Origin of the sequence: Christiangramia oceanisediminis (genome assembly GCF_022570735.2) — a bacterium.
Taxonomy (GTDB): Bacteria; Bacteroidota; Bacteroidia; order Flavobacteriales; family Flavobacteriaceae; genus Christiangramia; species Christiangramia oceanisediminis.
In genome coordinates this window covers 229,280-250,991 of record NZ_JANCNS010000003.1, presented here as the reverse complement: position 1 = coordinate 250,991, position 21,712 = coordinate 229,280, and the positions used below count along the sequence as shown (strand labels likewise).

Here is a 21,712-nt window from a genome sequence, read left to right as displayed (position 1 = left end):
TATTATAAGATTGATAAATTTAGAAGATTGTGAATTGGTTATTACTAAAATTATCATAAAAACAAAAAAGGCTGTTTTTCCAATGAAAACAGCCTTTCTCAATGCATTTGACATTTAAGTTTACCGGTCTATTGAACCTAGCACTTTTTTGGCGAAATTATTTGGAGCGTCCCGTTCAGGAACTCCAGATTCTATCAATTTATGAACTTCTACAGCTCCGCAAAGGTTGGTGATCAATTCACCTATCACATCCATTTGCTCATCGGTAACCGAGCGATGTTCGGTGAAGCTCTCCAGCACTTCTATGGTATGCTCGAGTTTCACAACCTCATTGTTCTTCTGCAGATGTTTAATTACTGGTAACTTCATCTACTAAGTTTTTTAACTGGTCAAACTTGTTGGTTTGAACCTGATTTTTAAAACTTCCGTTCTTGAACGTTGCGAAGGTTGGAAGGTTATCTACCTTGGCCAGCTTTCTGGATTCAGGGAATTTTTCGGCATCTACCATGATGAACTGTGCATTTTCATGCTCAGTAGCCAGTTTCTTGAACTTAGGCTTCATCAATCGGCAGTTACCGCACCATCCCGCCATATACTGTACCACAACAGTTTCGTTGTTGCTCACTACTTCGCTTAAGTTATCCTGATCTAATTCCTTAATCATAGCAATTTTTTTTAGATTCTTAATTTAAGCTATTGGCCTTTTTTAGTTAAGGCTAAGGTAATTTGCAACACCTTCTCTGTTAGCGTTCATCGCTTCCTTACCTTCTTCCCAGTTTGCCGGGCAAACCTCACCTTTTTCCTGTACGTGAGTGTATGCATCGATCAATCTTAGGAATTCGTTCACGTTTCTTCCCAGTGGCATGTGGTTGATCCCTTCATGGAATACAGTTCCTTCCTCGTCGATAAGGTAGGTAGCCCTGTAAGTTACGTTGTCTCCTTCAAGAGTTATAGCACCGGTTTCCTCGTCGTAGGTTTCGTTCATGATATCAAGGATGTCCAGTCTTGAACTCAGGTTACGGTTAGAATCTGCAAGGATCGGGTAGGTTACGCCTTCGATTCCTCCGTTATCTTTAGGAGTGTTCAACCATGCAAAGTGTACTTCTGGAGTATCGCAAGATGCTCCGATCACCATTACATTTCTCTTTTCAAATTCTTCCATAGCATTTTGGAAGGCATGTAGTTCAGTGGGGCAAACAAAGGTGAAATCTTTTGGGTACCAGAAAAGCAATACTTTTTTATTGTTTTTCTGAGCCTCTTCCAAAACGTTGATCTTGAAAGTATCTCCCATTTCGTTCATAGCATCTACGCTAAGATTTGGAAATTTTTTTCCTACTAAAGCCATATAATTAGGTTATTTTAAATTAAACTTTTCTTCTTTTCTTGGACCGCAAATTTAGGCAGATCATGCATTCTGAAAAGCCCTGAAAATTTTTAAATTTTATTGTTTGATAGGTGTTGTCTATTGATTTCGTAAATCGAAATAAGACTTATCTATAATTGTCAAATAATCAGAAATTTAACTGCAGAATTGAGAAATATGAAGGAATTATTTTCCGGCCAGTTTCCTTATTTTGATACCCAGTGCGGCAAATAACAAGGTCATAAACGGACTCAGATAATTAAAGAAGGCGTAGCCGGCGTAGGATAGAACCGGAACTCCAAGTACGCCGCTGTGATAAGCTCCACAGGTATTCCATGGGACCAATACTGAAGTTACCGTTCCCGAATCCTCAAGACTTCGGCTCAGGTTTTCAGGAGCAAGCCCCTTGTCTTTATATGCTTTTGCGAACATTTTTCCCGGAACAACGATAGCCAGGTATTGGTCTGAAGCAGTCACGTTCAATGCTAAACAGCTGAATACCGTACTGGCAAAGAGTCCGAAGGTGGTGTGAAATAAATTCAATAATGATCGACTGATTCGAGCCAGGGCTCCGATTGCTTCCATGATACCTCCAAAAACCATTGCGCATATAATGAGCCATATCGTTCCAAGCATTCCAGCCATTCCACTGGAAGCGAACAGGTCATTCAATGCTTCAGAATCGGTTTCTACGGCTGTATCCACCGTGATGGCATTCATTATGCCTTTATAGCCACTGATAAAATTCAGTTGATCCATACCACTGATTGCGAGTACCACGTCTGGCTGAAAGATCAAGGCAGCCACTGCTCCAAGCAGAGTTCCGATCAATAAAGCGATTAATGGAGAGGTTTTTTTAACGATCAAAAAGATTACAATTATAGGTACTATGAATAACCAGGGGCTGATGTTAAAGCTGGCTTCTATCGAATTAAGAATGTTGGAAGTGTCGGTATTTCCGGCCGTGTCCAGGTTAAGACCTATGATTATAAATACGATCAACGTTATAGTGATGGTGGGCACTGTGGTTAAGGCCATATACCTGATGTGAGTAAACAGGTCAGTCCCTGCCATAGCCGGCGCTAGGTTAGTTGTATCACTCAGGGGAGACATCTTATCTCCAAAATAGGCTCCGGAAAGTATGGCTCCCGCCGTCATTCCCAGTGAAATTCCCAACGCATCAGCAATCCCTATCAGTGCGATACCTACGGTTGCAGAAGTGGTCCAGCTACTTCCTGTGGCCAGTGATATCACCGAACAGATGATCACACAGGCAGCGAGGAAAATTGTTGGATTCAGGATCTGAAGTCCGTAATAGATCATCGTTGGAATGATACCGCTGATAAGCCATGTCCCGGCCAGGGCTCCCACCATTAATAATATGAGGATAGCACCCGCCGTACTCTGGATATTCCGGGCTACCTCATCGATCATGTCATCGAATTTCACTTTGTTGAAATAGCCAACTATAGCAGCGACCCCACCTCCAAGCAAAAGAATGAACTGGTTGGAACCGCTTAATGCATCATCACCGAAAACAAAAACATTAAAGGCCAGCATGCCTATCAGGGCCACCACAGGAATTAAAGCCTGGGTGATGCTGATTCCATGCATATTGGTTACCGAATCCTGTGCAGGTTGCGCATTGGGGTTTTCCATAAGTTCTTATAGCTGTCTTCGGCAAAAATAAAACCTCACAGTAAGTCCCGATCTTAACCCGAAACTACTGTGAGGTTTTTAATTTTAATGCCAGTCGTTAATTGTGATCATTTTTTGCGATCGTAATTTTACGACTTTCGGCTTAATCCTGCAAAAAATTAGGCCATTTCGGTGCTGAGAACACCAACTTCAGCCATACAGGCCTTCATCATTTCGTAAGTCCTGGAGATATCGTTATCCAAACCAATGGAGAATCGAATCAATCCATCGCTCAATCCCATTTCTTTTTGCTCCTCTTCTGGAATTTCAGAAGAAGTGGAAGTTCCCGGTGCGCTGAACAGGGTTTTATAGAATCCCAGGCTTACCGCCAGGTAACCTAAATTCTTTTCCTGCATCAGCTCCATGAGCTCATTGGCCTTATCCAGCGAACCTATATCTATGGTTAGCATGCCGCCAAAACCATAGGATTCGTTCATCATTCTTTTGAAAGTTTCGTGCCCCGGGTGTGATTCCAGGCCAGGATACACCGTTTTAAAACCATCTTCCTGGAATTTTTTAGCCAGGTACATCGCGTTATGACTGTGTTGCTTCATTCTAATATGCAGGGTTCTCAGGTTCTTTAAGATCGAGGCTGCACGAAGACTATCCATGGTGGGCCCTAAAAGCATGGCCGCACCGTCATTCACATTTCTCAGGTCGTTTATAAAATCCTTGCTTCCACAAACCACACCTCCAACGGTATCACTGCTTCCGTTGATGAACTTGGTGAGGCTGTGGATCACCACATCGGCTCCCAGTTTTGCCGGGCTAAGGGAAAGCGGGGAGAAGGTATTGTCTACTACGAGTTGAATTTCATGATTTCTGGAGATCCTGCTTAGAATTTCAAGATCGGCAATTTCCAGCAGTGGGTTGCTTACGCTCTCACAATAGATCACTTTGGTATTTTTCTTCACCGCTGCTGCTACCAGCTCCGGTTTGGTGATGTCTACAAAGGTGGTTTCGATGCCAAACTTCGGTGCAAAATTCTTCAGAAAAGCATAGGTTCCACCATAAACCGTTCTGCTGCAAACAATATGGTCACCGGCCTTGCATAACTGCATCAAAACCGAGGTGATGGCACCCATTCCGGAAGCTGCCACATTAGCTGTTTCGGTTCCTTCCATCGCTGCCAGGGCTTCTCCAAGGTAAAGATTGGAAGGGGAGGAGTGGCGGGAATATAAATAACATCCTTCCGCGTTGCCTTCAAAAGTATCGAACATGGTTTTTGCGGAAAGAAAGGTATAGGTTGAAGAGTCGGAGATCGAAGGATTCACTCCTCCAAATTCACCAAAATATTGTAGATCCTGTATACGATCTGCTGGTTTATATTTCATGATAATAGCTTTATAATACCAAAGTTGGAGGATATTAGTTTTAAAAACAATGATCCTGATCATGTTTGGAAAATAAAACTATCAATATGTGTAAACTCAGAATTAAAATCTATTTTTATTAAAAAATGGAAGGTATTTCCAAATATTTTAAAGCAGATGAAAATTGATGAAATAGATAAGCGGATCCTGGGACATCTTCAGCAGGATTCGAAAAAGACCAATAAGGAAATAAGCAATGACCTGGGACTATCGGTAACAGCGGTTTACGAAAGGATCAGAAAAATGGAACGTGAGGGGATAATTTCAAAATACGTAGCCCTGGTTGATCCTGAAAAAGTTCAGAAATCCTTTATGGTTCTTTGCCAGATCAAACTGGTGCAGCATAAAAAGGATTTTCTTTCCAAATTCGAAAAAGAGATCAATAATCTGCCGGAAGTGATCGAATGTCTGCACGTAAGCGGGGATTTCGATTATATGCTGAAGGTACTGGTCAAGGATATGGATGCCTACCGAGAATTCCTGGTCACCAAACTAACCACTTTGGATCATATAGGCAGTACAAAAAGTATTTTTACCATCAATAAAGTGAAGCAAAGCACGGTTTTGAGTTTGTAGTTATTAAGCTGTTGACTGTAATTCAGGTGGCGAAAAGATTATTTTTTCTTTTTTCATCTTGGTTTAGATTTTTAAATTCCTGATAACTGATAACTGATAACTGATAACTGATAACTGATAACTGATAACTGATAACTGATAACTGATAACTGATAACTGATAACTGATAACTGATAACTGGGTATTGGTCATTGTAGAGAATAGTCGTACTTTTACGGTCAATTTGTTAAAAAACCAGTAAAACAGACAATTATGAGTACATATGATGTTGCAGTTATAGGATCAGGACCCGGTGGATATGTTGCCGCCATTCGTTGCGCCCAGCTGGGAATGAAAACTGCGATCATAGAAAAATATTCCACCCTTGGTGGAACCTGCCTTAACGTTGGTTGTATTCCAAGTAAGGCACTTCTGGATTCTTCTCATCATTACCACGACGCGATCAAGCATTTTGAAGAGCACGGGATCGAAATTCCGGGTGAGGTAAAGCTGAATCTTGAAAAAATGATGGAACGTAAATCTTCTGTAGTAAGCCAGACTTGCGACGGGGTGAAGTTCCTGATGGACAAGAATAAGATCGATGTATATGAAGGTTTGGGTTCTTTTAAGGACAAAACTCATATCAACATCGAAAAAGATGGGGAAACTCAAACCATCGAAGCGAAAAAGACCATTATCGCTACAGGTTCCAAGCCTGCTAATTTGCCATTTATTGAACTTGATAAAGAGCGTATCATTACTTCTACTCAAGCCCTTAAGCTAAAGGAAGTGCCAAAACATATGATCGTTATTGGTGGTGGTGTGATCGGGCTTGAGCTTGGCCAGGTTTATCGTCGTCTTGGGGCTGAAGTTACCGTGGTTGAATTCCTGGACCGAATCATTCCAACGATGGACAGCGCGCTTTCCAAGGAACTTCAGAAAGTATTGAAGAAGCAGGGCGTTAAGTTCCATTTGAGCACGAAGGTGAAGTCGGTTGAAAGAAACGGTGATGAGATTGTGATCAAGGCCGATGATAAAAAGGATAAAGAGATCGAACTAAAAGGTGATTACTGCCTGGTTTCAGTTGGACGTCGTCCTTATACCGATGGATTGAAGGCTGATGCCGCGGGAGTGGAGCTGGATGATAAAGGAAGAGTGAAGGTGAACGATCATCTTCAAACCAACGTTGACAATATTTACGCGATAGGCGACGTGGTTCGTGGAGCCATGCTGGCGCATAAAGCTGAAGAAGAAGGAACCATGGTGGCTGAGATCATCGCGGGACAGAAACCTCATATCGATTATAATCTTATTCCTGGCGTGGTTTATACCTGGCCGGAAGTTGCTTCAGTAGGAAAGACCGAAGAACAATTGAAAGAAGAAGGGGTAAAGTATAAGGAAGGTAAATTCCCGATGCGTGCACTGGGTCGTTCCAGGGCTAGTGGAGACATTGACGGACTGGTTAAGATCCTTGCTGATGAAAAGACCGATGAGGTACTTGGAGTACATATGATTGGAGCCAGAACAGCCGATCTTATTGCTGAAGCTGTAACTGCAATGGAATTCAGGGCGTCTGCCGAGGATATTTCAAGAATGTCTCATGCACACCCAACCTATGCCGAGGCTGTGAAGGAAGCTGCATTAGCCGCGACCGAGAACAGGCCACTGCATATTTAATCTTATATAACCTCTGGAAAACACTCGAGGTAATGTTAAAAAAACCACTCAATAATTGGGTGGTTTTTTTAATTGTCATTCTGAATCAATTCCAGAATATTCATCGTTAAGGTCAGGCTGAGCGGAGTCGACGTCTACTGCGTCGTTTCTTATTGATACTTTTCAAGACTATTGATAACATTCTCTTTATAGGTCCTGCTGATAGGTACCGATCTGTTCTGAATGACGATCTCTTCGTTTGAATAGCTTTCTATTTTATCAACAGAAATGATAAAAGAGCGGTGTACACGAATAAACCTGTTATCTGGAAGTTTATCTTCTATTGCAGAAATCGTTTCCCTGGTCACCCTGGTTCCCTCTGTGGTTTCGATCTTCAGGTAATCACTAAGACTTTCTATCCATAGAATTTTATGATAGTCTATCCTGTGCATTTTTCGGTCTATCTTTACGAATATAAAATCTGCCTGGTTTTCATTTTTCTCATTTTCAATAGTTTTTTGAAAATGAACCTGGGAGTAATTGTTTATGGCATCCAGTAAGCGGCCATAGGAAATAGGTTTCAGCAGATAGTCTACTGCATGCAGGTTAAAACCTTCAATCGCATATTCTCTATAGGCGGTGGTGAAAATGATTTTTATGTCCTTATTGATGGATTTAGCAAATGAAATCCCAGAGATGCCAGGCATATTTATATCCAGAAAAATAAGGTCGGTCTTCCGGGAATTGATCATATTAAAAGCCTCACTAGCGTTGGAACATCTTCCTGCTAACTCGATTTTTTCGATCTTCGATAGATGATTTTCCAGGATATCCAGTGCTATGGATTCATCATCAACGATGAGACATTTAATTTTATCAGACATCGGCCTTGAATTTTGAGGTATTCAGTTGGAGATAAACACAAAATGTTTCTTTTCTATTTTCAATATTCAGTTGATAGTCGTCTCCATAAATCAGGTCTAATCTGCGTTTTATATTTTGCAGTCCAATTCCCTGTCCAACTGTTCTTTCAGAACTTTTCCTTATCGAATTTACGATTTTGAAATCAAGGTTTTCCTCTTTTAGTTTAATCCAGATGGATATTTGAAGTTTACCGTCATTGCCTTTACCATGTTTAAAACTGTTCTCCACAAATGGCAAAAGCAGCATGGGTGCGATCTCTGTTTCTAAAGGAATTCTGTCACAATTCAATTCAATTTCCAGTGTATCCTGGAACCTTTTTCTTTCAAGGTCAATATAATTGCGAATGTGATTTACTTCGTCTTCAAGTTTCACTAAGGGCTTTTTAGTTTGGTATAGAATGTAATCCAAAAGTTCTGAAAGCCTTAGGATCATTTCAGGGGTTGAAGGCTTGTTAGCCAGGCTTAGGCCGTAAATAGTATTCAGCGTATTGAACAGAAAATGCGGATGGATCTGCGTCTTTAAATACTGAAGTTCCTGTTCCTTTAGTTTTAGTTGTGCCTCCAGGATCCTGTTTTTCAGCTCTTCGTTTTTAGCAAAAGCTGAATAATTATATTTCAAAAGACTGAAAGCGGAAGCGATCGCAACTACCAGGTAAACACTAATCAGAATATAAATAAGACTTTTGGTGAGGGGGAAGTTTTCCTGGTAATCATAACCTGCGGTCAAGATTATTCCATAAAAGGCCGAAATGCTGATGTAGGTTGCTGAAATTATAAATACCGCCAGGGAGTATAAAACGAATTGAAGATATTTCTTCAGAATAAGATAATCGGGGATGAGCCTGTACACGAATGCGTAAGTCGTCCCCATGGTTACCGGGAGAAAAAATGCCGAAAATGTAATGATGGTATTGAAACCTGCACCTTCGAACCCAAAAAAGAAGGTGAAAAATAAAAGAACCACCAGCCAGAAAAGACCATGTAATAGTATTCTCTTTCCTAATTCTAAAAATGCACCGGCAATATTCATCAATTGATAAAAATCCCACTAAAATATCAAAGAAGAAAATTTTTGCGACAAATTACCAGTTTAGAAGGCTGGATAACATTCAATAGCAATTTCAGTAGTTTTAAGCCGATAAATATGCCGAAAAGCTATCTGGTCCTGCAGTTCGTCTCATTTAATTTTAAGCATAGAACTTATAAAGTAGATTTGGATATATAATCCATAAAAAACCAAAAATGTTAGCATTAAGAATTTTGATAGTACAGCAGCAAGGATTTTTTGACCAGTTATTCGCAAGGATTAACGAAGGGGGACCTCTTGCGATGAGCCTAATTCTTATTTCCTTTCTATTGATCCTATTTTTAATAACAAGGTCGGCGATGAAACTCAAATCGCCAACTCATGTCTTTCATAAATCTATAACCTTAATAAATCAATTGGCATTGCTGGCATTGGTCGTAGGATTATTTACCCAGTTTATAGGCCTTATCCAGATCTTTGATGCTTTTGAAGCTTTGGGTGATGTCGAGCCGGCATTATTTGCAGGAGGTCTTAAGATGACATTGCTTGCTCCAGTATTTGGAGGATTTACTTTTCTGATTGGCAGAATGGCCAGCTTTATTTTAAACTGGATAAGAAATTCAGAATTAGATAGGGTTTCATCACTTAAAACATGATCGACGCGGCTTTATATGAAACTGCATTAGCGGCGCGACCGAGAACAGTTTTTAGAACATAATCCTAACTGGCATTTACAATTTCAATGGACTCAGGCCCTGCCGGTGGCTCAACGTCAAAAGGTTCAGAAGATGATTCCGGAACAGGGGCATTGGAAAATAGTCCCAGGTTGAGTTGCCCGATTTCTTCAGCATCACGAATTCGAATGCTGATCACCGGAAGATCAGAACTTGAACCGTTGGTTCTTTCTGTAACGCTCAGTACATCAAAGGCGACGATGCCCAGGTTATCGCCCTGAAGGTTAGCTTCGATCGGGTCATAATTGATAGAAATATCGCTGTCATAAACCACGACGTAAACGGTTTCACCTTCCAGCATTTTAAGTCCGGTGGCCCGTAAGGGAATCACATCAGGAATTTCGTCCAGCAGCACTTCGGGATCGTCGCCCTCGGCACCAAGGCCGGGACCGGGGGTGAGGTAATTTTGTAATCCACTATTGGTTGGTCCTGCAGAAATCCAGCTGTCTGGAATGGTGCTGGGAGCGAAGAATCCCTCATCGCCAACCTGTCCCGAATATAGATCGATAGTCTCACCAATATTATCCTGGAAATAATCAAGGATGGCTCTCTGGCCAATTTCAGCTATATTATCGTTCACATCGGTTTCTGAAAAATTATTGGGTTCATTTCCATTGTCGATGGCGTCCTCATCGATCAAAAGGAAAACTATATCTGAATTATCGAAGGAATCTCCGTCATTCCCGTTCGAATTATCATCGTCCCCATCGATTTCCTCATTATCTCCATTAGTATCATCAATTTCATCTGCGTCATCGTCCTCTGAACAGGATATGAAACATACTATAAAAGCGCTTAGAAAAAAGATCTTCAGGATATTGAATTGCATTGCTCGCGTCTTCATATTTCAGGTTTTCAAATAAATTCCTAACATTCACCTTGATTATTAAAAATCAATTTCAGAGCATAAAAAAGATTTATAAAAATAAGCTAAAATACTGGTAAACAATTTGTTGTTCTTGACTTTAGTAATTGTTTAATCAAGAGATAAGAATGAATTATTTCATGAATAAGTTGTTTGGATGCAGATTTTGAAATATTCAAAGTAGAGAAAATCGCAATTTGGCTTTATTCGGTCAATTTCAATTTTATGGCTAAGGCCTGAAAAATGTCAAAATATTAAGTCACCAGAATAGACGAAACTTATCACGTCACTGCTTACCGAGGTTACCTTACCTTTTTTTCCTCCATTAAGAATATGTACAATATCTTCCTGAGCCTGTGATATGGAAACGGCCAAAAGGAAAAAAAAGCCCGAAGATTAGATTTTAATTTTTCATAGGATAACTTTTTATACTTTGAAAATAATAAAAAATTGATTTGCAGGTAATTGTATAATTATTTGATTCGGGATGAATTGATCTCAATATCAGCTCCTTTCCAGCTGCTTGCAATTAATTGATCCATTTTTTTAACGTTATCTACGTCATTCAGATATTCATAGGCCAGTTTCATCCCGTGCTGGGCCCAGCCATTCTTTGGAAGTCTATTAAGGTCTTCATTATAGGTTGTTATGGCTTCCTGGTAGTTGCCGGCTTCTATCTGCACGGCTCCCAAATGATGTCTTACCGAAAAGAACCAATCTGGAGGTTCATCATAATTAAGTGAATCTTCAATTTCCACGGCTTCTTTCAGCAAGGCTATACTTTCCTCAAATTGTTCCTGGTTTGCTAGAATTTCAGCCTTAAGTACTCTTTTGGCGATCTGCATCAGGGTAGAAACCGAATTGATCTCCCAGATACTTACTTCTTCCAGGCTTTCATCTTCGGCGAGATTTTCAAGATTTTTCAGCTTTTTATTCGCATTATCCAGGTCATTATTGGCCATATAGGCCATTCCCTGGGCATAATTCTTAACCGCTTCCAGATATGGCAGGTCATAGGTTTTAAATTCAGAATTGACCAGGTCATTCCAGCGGCCAAGTTTAACCTGCACATATAACGGGATAGCATAGTAATGCTGAAGCGTACCCCAGCCGGGTTCTTTCATGAGATCTGGGTGAACATGTTCAGATAATTTATTGGCTCCTATCATAGCCCATTCGCTATTACCCTCAAGCGTAGCTGTCGCCGCCAGAAAATGATAGTTATGCGGATAATAGGCCAGGGGATAAGCTCCCTGTGCATGGCATTTAGTTACGTAAATACTATCTGCTTCTACAGCTTTTATATTGGCTACGGTCCCTTTGTGATATTCGCCGGTTCTTATATAAACATGGGATGGCATATGAACAAGATGGCCTGAGCCAGGGACCAGTCCGTCATCGAAAGCCTTAGCAGATGCATTCGCCCGTTCAGGGGTGCTGGATGCTTCTACGGCATGAATGTAAAAGTGGTTGGCCCCTGGGTGATCCGGATTCTTTTTCAGAATATTTTCAAGTAGTCCCACAATTTCTGGTGTCCAGGGTTCCGGATTTCCCTGCTTGTCGAATAATTGCCAGGGATGCATGTTCATAATAGACTCGGCATACATCGCTGCAATATTTTCATCTTCCGGATATTTTTGATGAACTTTTTTCATCGCCTGGCTGTAGGCCTGGTCAAGTTGAGTTCTGTCTTCCACCGGGTCGGCCTCGTATCTTTCATACATTGCATTGATCAATGCCATTTCCTTTTCTGAACCCGATCCTGCTTTTTTTGCTTTTTGTATCGCTTCAAAAGCTCTCTCATAATTATCGTCTTCCATGCCGGCGTTATAATTAGGACCCAGCACATAGGCGTAACCCCAGTAACACATGGCGCACTCAGGGTCCAGTTTCGTTGCATAATAGAACGATCTTGCTGCTTCGGCATGATTAAAACCGTATGCGAGCACAAGGCCCTGGTTGAAATATTTCTGGGCTTCCGGATTGTTTGTTTCTATGGGATAATCTACTGCATCAAGTCCCTCGAAGAGCGGCGCTTTATTATCAGATTTGTACCAGTCAGTGTCCGTTACCTGTGGAGCACAACCGTACCTGCTTTCTGGAGCTTCTTTGATAAGGATCTCTTCAGGTTCATTTTCAGAATTTTTGCAGGAAAAAAACAGCAGGATGGCCAGGGTGTAAATTAATGGTCTCATAATAAATGATTTATGAGCAGGCCGTTCTGGAAAAGGGACTATAAAAATACGAAATGATCACTTAAATTTCTGATTTTTGTATTAGAACATTCACTACATTTAGAGGTTAATTCTAATTATAGAAATCATGTCTAAAGAGAAATCACCATCGAAGAATTCGGCTAAGAAAGAACCAACGATGACTTTAAAAGAAAAACGTGCTGCTAAAGAGGCAAAGAGAAAAAACAGAAGTTAAATAATAAAGTTTTTACGCGATGGCTATCGTGTAACCGGCTTTAAATTCCTGAGCAGGCATCAGTTCCATGATGCCTTCTTTATTTTTAAGCTGCTGGTCTGTCTCCGCCGTATCTGCGATTCCCAGCCAGGGTTCAATACATACATAAGGTGCTCCGGGCTTGGCCCAGATACCCAGGTTCCTGAAATCTGAATAGTGTACCGAAAGTATTTCACCTTTTTGCTTACTTATGAGCCTGGCTTTAGAGGAAGCGATATTTTTGAAAATAAGTGCGTCTTTTTTAAAGATTTCCGGGCTAAGCCTGATACTATTCTCATTTTCCAGGACTTTACGGGTAGTAGTGCTAACCAGGCCGTCATCATTTAGAAGATAGGTGTCCAGATTCATGTTCTGGTCGAATTCGATCGAATAATCCTCGATCTTTTCTTTTTCAAAAAGGCAGATATTGAATGCGGGATGACCACCCAGCGAAAAATACATTTTTTCAGTGCCCAGGTTGATCACCTGGTGTTTGACCTGAAGAGAACTTCCACTTAGGCTGAAACTAATCCTGAAATCGAATTTAAACGGATATAACTTCAGGCTGTCTTCTGAATAGATCAACTCAAAGACCAGTTCGGTTTCGGTACGCTGTTTCAGGCGGATATCTTTATTATGCCGAACGAGTCCGTGTTTGGGGATCTCGTATGGTTTACCTTCAAAATAGGTCATTCCGTCTTTCAAAGCTCCGATGATTGGAAAAAGGTTAGGAGCATGGCTGCTCCAGATTTTAGGATCGGCCTGCCAGATGTGCTCAATACCAGTTCGCTTGTCTATCAGGCTACACAGCTCGGCCCCGGTTTCCTGGATTTGTATCTTTAGGAATTCATTTTCTGCGGAATGCTTCTTCAAAACCTGCTCATTTTGGGATAAAGTTACAATTCTGTTTTTTCAGGAAAAATAGATTTGTTGAACTAAGTAAAATTTGGGTATTTTTAGTGAAAAATAAGCTTGTTATGAAAAAGATCCTGGCCTTTGCAGGTTCCAATAGCAGTGTTTCTATTAACCAGGAAATGCTTGATCATATCGTGAACCGGATAAAAGGTCATGAAATAACCCAGATCAAATTAACCGATTTTCCCCTTCCTATTTATAGCCGGGATATTGAAGTGGATGAAGGCATTCCAGAAAATGTGAAAAAGATCCAGGATTTGATAGATGCGCACGATTCGCTGGTGATCGCGGTAAATGAGCATAACGGAGCTTCTTCTGCCTTTTTTAAAAATACCATCGACTGGCTTTCGAGAAATAAGAGAAACTTTCTTGAAGGCAAGCAAATTCTGCTATTCAGTACCTCACCGGGAAAACGCGGTGCGAAATCATCCCTGGAGTATACACGACATATTTTTATCAGGTTTGGCGGGGAAGTGATAGAGAATTTCAGTTTTCCATCATTTCGTGACAATTTCCAGGATGGCAGGGTAATTAACGAAGTGCTGGATATGGGAATTGAAGATGTGCTTACTACCTTTGCGCATCAAATTGAAACCTAAGTGCGTACTTCCAAGACTTTTTCAATAAAAGACTCCGCGAAATTCAAAGACAGGCTGTTCTCCTGGGGTAGTAGATTCCAGGATGTGGTGTGGCTCGACAGCAATGAAGGAGATTCCAAAACCGGGGAATATGAGGCGATCCTGGCCGTTGAGGCATTTACGGCAATCAAGACCGACCATGTGGATGCCTTTGATAAACTGAAAGAATACCAGGAAACAACGGCCGATTGGATATTTGGCTATTTGAGTTATGATCTTAAAAATGATGTGGAAGACCTGTTTTCCATGAATCACGACGGACTCGAATTTCCAGACCTTTACTTCTTTCAGCCGCAAAAGATATTTTTCATAAAGGGAGAAATGGTAGAATGCCAGTACCTTAGAATGGTGGATGATGAGATCGATGCGGATTTCCAGGAAATCATGGAGACACCAGAAGAAATACATTCTGAAAGTTCCTCCCTGGTCGTTAAAAGCCGGATCTCAAAAGAAGAATATCTGGAAAAGGTAACAGTAATGCTGGAGCATATTCACCGTGGCGATATTTATGAGGCCAACTTTTGCCAGGAATTTTATGCTGAAAATGTTAACATTGAAGCAAGGGATATATACAAGTCACTTAACCAGATTTCCACTCCGCCTTTTGCTGCATATTTAAAACTCGAAAATTATCACCTTATTTCTGCTTCTCCCGAACGCTATCTGAAAAAGAAAGGTAAGCAATTGCTTTCCCAGCCTATCAAGGGAACAGCGCGGCGATCTGAAAATCCCGAAGAAGACCTGCGTATCGCTAAGGAACTGGCGAGCGATCCCAAAGAACAGTCAGAAAATGTAATGATCGTGGACCTGGTGCGCAATGATCTTTCTCGAATCGCAGAAAAAGGAAGTGTGCAGGTGGATGAACTTTGTAAGGTTTATAGCTTCAGGCAGGTACACCAGCTTATTTCTACGGTAAAGGCAAGACTGGCCGAGGGAATTCCCGCGGTGGAAGCTTTAAGAACCAGTTTTCCTATGGGCAGTATGACCGGTGCTCCAAAGATCTCGGCCATGAAGATCATCGAAAAACTGGAAGAATCGAGACGTGGATTGTATAGCGGTGCTGTTGGTTATTTCACTCCAGAGGCCGATTTCGATTTTAACGTAGTGATTCGCAGTATTCTTTACAATTCCAGCAACAAATACCTGTCATTTTCGGTAGGGGGTGCCATCACGGCAAAATCTGATCCACAGAAGGAATACGAAGAGTGTTTGCTCAAGGCCAGGGCCATGCGTGAAGTTCTTTCCAATCTGAATTAAGATCCTTGCCAGATTTCTACAGGCATTCGTATCTTTGAGAGAGTATGGAAAAAGCCTTCAAGAACCAGATCAAGACCAATTACCCTTTTTTGGGGAACGGTAAACTCTTACTCGCCGTGAGCGGTGGAGTAGACAGCGTGGTGCTGGCACATCTTTGTCATCGCGCAAAACTGGAATTTTCCATCGCTCATTGCAATTTCAATTTACGAGGAGACGAAAGCGATGAAGACGAGAGCTTCGTGGTAGATCTTGCTGACTCACTGGAAGTAGAGGTCTTTACGCAAAGTTTTGATACTCTATCTTATGCCGAAGAGAATGGGATCTCGGTTCAAATGGCTGCGAGGGATTTAAGGTACCAGTGGTTCGAAGAATTATGTGCTTCCCTGCATTTTGATTATATACTTACCGGGCATCATGCCAATGATAACCTTGAAACCTTTCTGATCAACCTGGTACGCGGCACCGGCCCTGAAGGTCTTACCGGGATCAAAAGGGAGAACAAAAAAGTGATCAGGCCTATACTGGACTTCACCAGGGACGAGATCGAGAGTTTTGCCAGGGAAAATCACTTTAAATGGCGCGAAGACAGCAGCAATCATTCCGATAAATACATGCGTAACCGAATTAGGCATCAAATCGTGCCGGTACTGCAGGAACTCAACCCTCAACTGCTGGAAAGTTTTGCCAGGACACAGTCACATTTAAGGGAAAGCATGGATCTCGTGGAGGATTATATAAGCCTGTTGTATCCTAAGATTGTTGAAAAAAGCACCTATGGCTATCAGCTTGATATCGAGTTTTTGAAAAAGGTTCCTAATCCAAGGCAGGTATTGTATCAACTTCTGAAATCCTTTGGTTTTACTGAGTGGAATGATGTTTACGAGCTGCTGAACGCCCAGAGTGGGAAAATGGTATATTCCGAAGATTTTCGACTTATCAGGGATCGTGATAAATTGTTGCTTACAGAAAGGAAAAAGCCTTCGGGAGAAAAAGAATATCACCTGGAGGAATCTGAAAATTACGTCATGATCCCTAACCTGGGAACGCTTCATATTTGCGAGGTTGAAAAGATGGCGGCATTTTCCAAAAATTGCATTTACGTTCCAAAACAAAAGCTTCAGTATCCTTTAACTGTGAGGAAGTGGAAGAAAGGGGATTATTTTTATCCCTTCGGAATGAATGGAAAAAAGAAATTGAGCAGGTTCTTTAAGGATGAAAAATTCTCCCTTCCGGAAAAGGAAAATACCTGGCTGTTATTCTCAGGGGAAGACCTGGTTTGGGTGATCAATCACCGGGCCGATAATAGGTTTGCGGTGGAAGATAAGGAAACTCAAATCCTTCGAATCTCTACCAATGTTCCCTGCTAAACCGGGGGCGATCTTAAAATTCAGAAATATTTCAGGTTTCTTACGCATATTTCTATCTTTAGGAGCTTAAAAAAACCAGCTTAATGAAGACCTATAAATTTTACCTGCTTAATCTATTCGCATTTATCATTTTAAGTCCGGTATTTGCCCAGACAGATGCAGAATACGATGTCAAGAAGTATTACACAAAAATGGAAGTGGATATCCCTATGAGGGATGGTGTTAAACTTCATACCACTATTTATTCTCCAAAGGATACTTCCCAGGAATATCCAATTTTAATGCAGCGTACACCGTATAGTTCCCGGCCATATGGTGAAGACCAGTTCAGGTCTAAGATAGGTCCTAACGAGATCCTGATGAAGGAAGGTAATATCATTGTTTACCAGGACGTGCGCGGCAGATGGATGAGCGAGGGAAAATATGATAATATGCGTGCCTATATTCCGAATAAACAAGGAAAAGAGGTCGATGAAGCCAGTGATACGTATGATACCATCGAATGGCTGATCAATAATGTTGAAAACAATAACGGAAGGGTGGGAACCTGGGGAATTTCCTATCCTGGTTTCTATTCCACCTATTCACTGCTCAGCGATCACCCGGCTTTAAAGGCAGCTTCGCCACAGGCAAGTATCGGCGATTTCTTTTTTGATGATTTTCACCATAATGGAGCTTATTTGCTGAGCTACTGGCGGGCGACATCGGTGTTCGGGTACCAAAAGGAAACCCCGGTAGATACCGCGTGGTATAGCTTTCCGGATCTGGGAACCGAAGACCAGTACCAGTTTTTCCTGGACCAGGGGCCATTGAGCAACCTGGACGAGTATTATAAGGAAGATAATGAGTTCTGGCAGCAGCTGAAGGAACACCCTAATTATGACGATTTCTGGCAGAAACGGGGGATCGTTCAGCATATGAAAGACATTAAACCGGCGGTGATGATCGTTGGCGGACTATTTGACGCGGAAGACCTGTACGGGCCGTTCGCAATTTACAACAGCATTGAAGAAAATAGCGATAATTTCAATATGCTGGTTTTCGGGCCATGGAGTCATGGGGACTGGGCAAGGGAATCAGGCAGGCAGGCCGTTGGGAATGTCTATTTTGGTGACAGCATCTCTACTCATTTCCAGAGAGATTATGAGACCGTGTTCTTCAATCATTTTCTGAAGGGAAATGCTGAAGGTAAACCCGATCTTCCCGAAGCGCATATTTATGACACCGGTCTAAGAAAATGGAACAATTACCAGGAATGGCCTCCGAAGAATACCAGTTCGATGAGCTTTTACCTGGGAGACGATCAAAAGCTGGTTGATGCACCTTCAGGAAACGTGGAGGAATTTGTTAGTGACCCGGAAAAACCGGTTTCTTACAATGATGAGATCAAAACGGTATTTACTCCCAGAGAATATATGACCGGTGATCAGCGTTTCGCCGCCAGAAGACCTGATGTTCTGGTTTTTGAGACCGAAGTGCTGGAAGAAGATCTCAAAATTGTTGGCCCTATCGAGGCTAAACTGAAGGTAGCTACTACTGGAACTTCTGCAGACTGGGTGGTAAAGATCATCGATGTTTATCCGCCTGATGCCGAAAATTACGAAGAAACCATGCCTCACCTTAAAATGAGCAATTATCATATGATGGTTAGAAGCGAAGTGATGAGAGGGCGTTTCAGAAATGGTTTCGAGAATCCGGAGCCTTTTGAACCCAATAAAAAGACCGAAGTGAACCTAAGCCTTCAGGGTGTGAACCATACCTTTAAAAAGGGTCACAAATTACAGATACAGGTTCAAAGCACCTGGTTCCCTCTTATAGACCTGAATCCTCAAACCTATGTAGATAATATCTTCAAGGCAGAAGAAGATGACTTTCAAAAGCAAACGCATTCGGTATACGGAGATTCCGAGATCATAATTTCGGTTTTAAAAGAGCAAAAACAGGAAAATGAAACTAAATAGCTATTTTTTCCTTTTCATATCCCTTCTGGTTATTTCCTGTGCTGAAGATAAACAGGGAGAAACCTATACCTCGGAAGAGATCGAAAAAGCTTCGGCTGAACTGAATACCTATTTTGAAAAGGAGTTTCAGAAGGAGGTTGAAGAATCACCCATGTTGCAAACCCGTATGGGGATGAAGACCAGTTACGGGAAATGGGATGATTTTTCGAGCGAAAAATATACCGAAGACCTGGAACAGGCCAAAAGAAGAAAGGAATACCTTGAGGAGGTAAATACTGCTGCATTAAATGAACAAACCATGCTGAGCTACCAGTTGTCTCAGCGCCAGTTGGAAAACCAGATCGAAGATTATAAATACCGTTTTTATAATTACCCGGTGAACCAGATGCATGGTTATCACGCCGAACTGCCCGCTTTTCTTATTAATATGCATCAAATCGATTCCATTGGAGATGCCAGGGCCTATATTTCGCGGCTAAAAGGAATCGAAAAAGCCATGGAACAGATCATTGAACAGCTGAAATTAAGGGAGCAAAATGGGGTGATTCCTCCAAAATTCGTTTTTGACCGAACCCTGGATGCTTCCAGGAATGTAATTTCAGGAAAGCCATTTACCAGTGGTGCAGGATCCAGTGCCCTGATGGAAGATTTCACATCCAAGCTGGAAAAGCTGGAGCTTTCTCTGGAAGAAAGGCGACAATTGATAAGCGATGCTGAAACTGCTCTTATCGATCATGTTCAGCCAGCTTATAATAACCTTATTGATTTTCTTCAGAATCAGCAAAAACGCGCAACCGATGAGGCCGGTGCCTGGAAATTTCCAAAAGGCGAGGAATTCTACGCGAACGCTCTTAATCGTTATACAACTACGGGTCTTAGCTCAGATGAGATCCATGAGATCGGGCTGAGTGAAGTGGCCCGTATCCATGGGGAAATGGAAAAGATCAAGGAAGAAGTGGGATTTGAAGGTAATCTGCAGGAATTCTTTGAGTTCATGAAGAATAATGAGCAGTTCTATTATGAAAATTCCGAAGAGGGGAGGCAGGCCTACCTTAAAAAGGCGAAGGAGATCATCAATACGATGAAAGCGGAGTTGCCCAAATTGTTCAATACTCAACCAGAAGCCGATATCGTGGTAAAAGCCGTGGAGCCCTTCCGCGAAAAAAGTGCCGGAAAGGCGTTTTATCAGCAGCCGGCCATAGACGGTTCCAGGCCCGGAACCTATTATGCGAATTTATATGATATGAAGGCAATGCCTAAGTACGAAATGGAAGCACTTGCCTATCATGAAGGGATTCCCGGGCATCATATGCAAATCGCTATCGCCCAGGAACTGGATAGCATTCCGCAATTTCGAAAATTCAGCTTTTACCCGGCCTATGTGGAAGGTTGGGGCCTGTATAGTGAATTGATTCCGAAAGAAGCCGGATTTTACCAGGACCCGTATTCCGATTTTGGAAGGCTGGCCATGGAACTCTGGCGTTCCTGCAGGCTTGTTGTGGATACAGGAATACATTCAAAAAAATGGACCCGGCAGGAAGGGATCGATTATTATATGCAAAACACTCCTGCAGCTGAAAGTGCCTGTGTGAAAATGGTGGAGAGACATATTGTAATGCCAGGCCAGGCAACCGCCTATAAGATTGGTATGAACCGAATAATCGAATTAAGGGAACAGGCCAGGGAGCAATTAGGTGACAATTTCGATATCGCCGAGTTTCATGACGTGGTTCTAACCAACGGATCTGTACCGTTGGATCTCCTGGAGGAACAGGTGAATGAATGGGTGAAAACTAAAAAAAACTAATTTGAATTCTATAGAACCTTCCCAGTTAAAGCTTACCAGGCTTGTGAACTCCAGAAAAAGCAGCCTCAAGATACTCAATTTTGGCGCTACCATTTTCAGTTTTAAGATGAGGTCACGGGATTCCAAACACCTTGAGCTGGTAGTTGGACCTCAGGAAGTCGAAGATTTTTTAAAGTCTGAATATTACGATGCCAACCAGTGTTTTGGTGCCAGCATAGGGAGGTATGCCGGCAGAATTGCCAACGGAAGCTTCAGCCTTGGAGAAGATGAATTCGAGCTTTATCAAAAGGATGGAGTACATCTGCACGGAGGGAAGCAGGGTTTTCAATACAAGATTTGGGAAATAGAAGAGGTGACTGAAGGGCCTGATCCTTCGGTAAAACTCTCTTATTTTAGTGAGCATCTGGAAGAGGGGTACCCGGGAAACCTGAAAGTTATGGTTAGCTTCACACTTACGGAGAATGATGAAATCAAGGTTAATTATTCAGCCACGACCGACCGTGAAACCGTTGTTAATCTTACCAACCATGTTTACTGGAATCTAAACGGGGGAGGTAGTGTTAGCGATCATTTTTTGCAGATCGATTCAGCAAAAATTCTACAGCTGGATGATAAGAATCTGCCAACCGGAAACCTGGAGAATCTTAAGGATCACCCAAAATCCTTTATGGAAAACAGGCTTATTGGCAATCGAAAACTGGACGATGTCTTTGTGATCGATAACTCCAGGGAGAATGCGGCCAGTCTTTTTGCTCCTCTTAGCGGAGTAAAAATGAATATGCACAGCGATCAGCCGGTTTTAGTTGTTTATGTGCCTGAAAAATTGCCTCAGGAATGGAATTATAAGAGCCCGGTAGACTCAAAATTTCCTGCGATCGCACTGGAGGCTCAAAATTATCCGGACGCTCCTAACTATAGAAACTTTCCATCCAGTGAGTTAAGGCCTGGAGAAACTTACCAAAATGAGATTGTTTTCTCCTTTAGTTTAAGATAACTTCTTGTAAAATTTTATAAAAGGAATTTTTCGGGTTAAACTTTATAATTCTATATTTAACCGAAATTTTTTAAGAAAACCTTAGGATTAAGATAGTGCAGGCCAGAAGCCTGTTCTTTAGGGCTTTAAGT

At 41.7% G+C, this 21,712-nt stretch carries 19 protein-coding genes; 9 read left to right on the top strand and 10 right to left on the bottom strand.

The features are described from left to right. Positions 1–120: 120 nt before the first annotated feature. The 5 genes from MKO06_RS13810 to MKO06_RS13790 form a co-directional block, all read right to left on the bottom strand. Complete coding sequence (locus MKO06_RS13810) at positions 121–369, bottom strand: DUF6952 family protein (protein ID WP_241552654.1); 249 nt, start codon at positions 367–369, stop codon at positions 121–123. Beyond that, positions 350–664 (bottom strand): thioredoxin family protein, encoded by a 315-nt coding sequence (locus tag MKO06_RS13805; RefSeq protein WP_241552653.1) that lies wholly within the window; start codon positions 662–664, stop codon positions 350–352. The genes MKO06_RS13810 and MKO06_RS13805 overlap by 20 nt, the downstream gene beginning before the upstream one ends. A gap of 42 nt (positions 665–706) precedes the next feature. Then, positions 707–1,345 (bottom strand): peroxiredoxin, encoded by a 639-nt coding sequence (locus MKO06_RS13800; RefSeq protein WP_241552652.1) that lies wholly within the window; start codon positions 1,343–1,345, stop codon positions 707–709. A gap of 204 nt (positions 1,346–1,549) precedes the next feature. Further along, complete coding sequence (gene nhaC / locus MKO06_RS13795; RefSeq protein WP_241552651.1) at positions 1,550–3,022, bottom strand: Na+/H+ antiporter NhaC; 1,473 nt, start codon at positions 3,020–3,022, stop codon at positions 1,550–1,552. Positions 3,023–3,180: 158 nt separating this feature from the next. Beyond that, positions 3,181–4,395: an aminotransferase class I/II-fold pyridoxal phosphate-dependent enzyme gene (locus MKO06_RS13790; protein WP_241552650.1), complete on the bottom strand. Its 1,215-nt coding sequence runs from the start codon at positions 4,393–4,395 to the stop codon at positions 3,181–3,183. A gap of 156 nt (positions 4,396–4,551) precedes the next feature. Here MKO06_RS13790 and MKO06_RS13785 point away from each other — a divergent pair, with 156 nt between their 5' ends. Together MKO06_RS13785 and lpdA are read left to right on the top strand one after the other, a co-directional pair. After that, the gene (locus tag MKO06_RS13785; protein WP_241552649.1) at positions 4,552–5,010 is read left to right on the top strand and encodes an Lrp/AsnC family transcriptional regulator; all 459 of its coding nucleotides are present in this window, start codon (positions 4,552–4,554) and stop codon (positions 5,008–5,010) included. Positions 5,011–5,262: 252 nt separating this feature from the next. Beyond that, a complete protein-coding gene (gene lpdA, locus MKO06_RS13780; protein WP_241552648.1) occupies positions 5,263–6,666 on the top strand; it encodes a dihydrolipoyl dehydrogenase in 1,404 nt (467 codons plus the stop codon). 149 nt (positions 6,667–6,815) lie between these two features. Here the strand turns inward: lpdA and MKO06_RS13775 are convergent, their stop codons facing one another. Together MKO06_RS13775 and MKO06_RS13770 are read right to left on the bottom strand one after the other, a co-directional pair. Next, positions 6,816–7,529, bottom strand: coding sequence for a LytR/AlgR family response regulator transcription factor (locus MKO06_RS13775; protein ID WP_241552647.1), 714 nt, complete (start codon positions 7,527–7,529; stop codon positions 6,816–6,818). Beyond that, complete coding sequence (locus MKO06_RS13770) at positions 7,522–8,598, bottom strand: sensor histidine kinase (protein WP_241552646.1); 1,077 nt, start codon at positions 8,596–8,598, stop codon at positions 7,522–7,524. The genes MKO06_RS13775 and MKO06_RS13770 overlap by 8 nt, the downstream gene beginning before the upstream one ends. Before the next feature lie 212 nt (positions 8,599–8,810). Between MKO06_RS13770 and MKO06_RS13765 the strand changes: the two genes are divergently transcribed. Beyond that, positions 8,811–9,251: a hypothetical protein gene (locus tag MKO06_RS13765; protein WP_241552645.1), complete on the top strand. Its 441-nt coding sequence runs from the start codon at positions 8,811–8,813 to the stop codon at positions 9,249–9,251. A 64-nt stretch (positions 9,252–9,315) separates the two neighbouring features. On the opposite strand, the gene MKO06_RS13760 is transcribed toward MKO06_RS13765, so the two are convergent. The 3 genes from MKO06_RS13760 to MKO06_RS13750 form a co-directional block, all read right to left on the bottom strand. Next, complete coding sequence (locus MKO06_RS13760; protein WP_241552644.1) at positions 9,316–10,173, bottom strand: hypothetical protein; 858 nt, start codon at positions 10,171–10,173, stop codon at positions 9,316–9,318. Between the two features lie 494 nt (positions 10,174–10,667). Then, positions 10,668–12,389, bottom strand: coding sequence for a tetratricopeptide repeat protein (locus MKO06_RS13755; protein ID WP_241552643.1), 1,722 nt, complete (start codon positions 12,387–12,389; stop codon positions 10,668–10,670). A gap of 247 nt (positions 12,390–12,636) precedes the next feature. Next, positions 12,637–13,515, bottom strand: coding sequence for an aldose 1-epimerase family protein (locus MKO06_RS13750; RefSeq protein WP_241552642.1), 879 nt, complete (start codon positions 13,513–13,515; stop codon positions 12,637–12,639). A 104-nt stretch (positions 13,516–13,619) separates the two neighbouring features. Here MKO06_RS13750 and MKO06_RS13745 point away from each other — a divergent pair, with 104 nt between their 5' ends. From MKO06_RS13745 to MKO06_RS13720, 6 genes are all read left to right on the top strand, one after another. After that, positions 13,620–14,156 (top strand): NADPH-dependent FMN reductase, encoded by a 537-nt coding sequence (locus tag MKO06_RS13745; RefSeq protein ID WP_241552641.1) that lies wholly within the window; start codon positions 13,620–13,622, stop codon positions 14,154–14,156. Beyond that, the gene (gene pabB / locus MKO06_RS13740) at positions 14,157–15,452 is read left to right on the top strand and encodes an aminodeoxychorismate synthase component I (RefSeq protein ID WP_241552640.1); all 1,296 of its coding nucleotides are present in this window, start codon (positions 14,157–14,159) and stop codon (positions 15,450–15,452) included. Between the two features lie 44 nt (positions 15,453–15,496). Next, entirely contained in the window at positions 15,497–16,819 is a 1,323-nt protein-coding gene (tilS, locus tag MKO06_RS13735) for a tRNA lysidine(34) synthetase TilS (RefSeq protein ID WP_241552639.1), read from the top strand. An 83-nt stretch (positions 16,820–16,902) separates the two neighbouring features. Beyond that, positions 16,903–18,780, top strand: coding sequence for a CocE/NonD family hydrolase (locus tag MKO06_RS13730; RefSeq protein WP_241552638.1), 1,878 nt, complete (start codon positions 16,903–16,905; stop codon positions 18,778–18,780). Further along, positions 18,767–20,587: a DUF885 domain-containing protein gene (locus tag MKO06_RS13725; RefSeq protein ID WP_241552637.1), complete on the top strand. Its 1,821-nt coding sequence runs from the start codon at positions 18,767–18,769 to the stop codon at positions 20,585–20,587. Before MKO06_RS13730 ends, MKO06_RS13725 begins: the two co-directional genes overlap by 14 nt. A 1-nt stretch (position 20,588) precedes the next feature. Continuing rightward, entirely contained in the window at positions 20,589–21,581 is a 993-nt protein-coding gene (locus tag MKO06_RS13720) for an aldose epimerase family protein (RefSeq protein ID WP_241552636.1), read from the top strand. Positions 21,582–21,712: the final 131 nt, after the last annotated feature.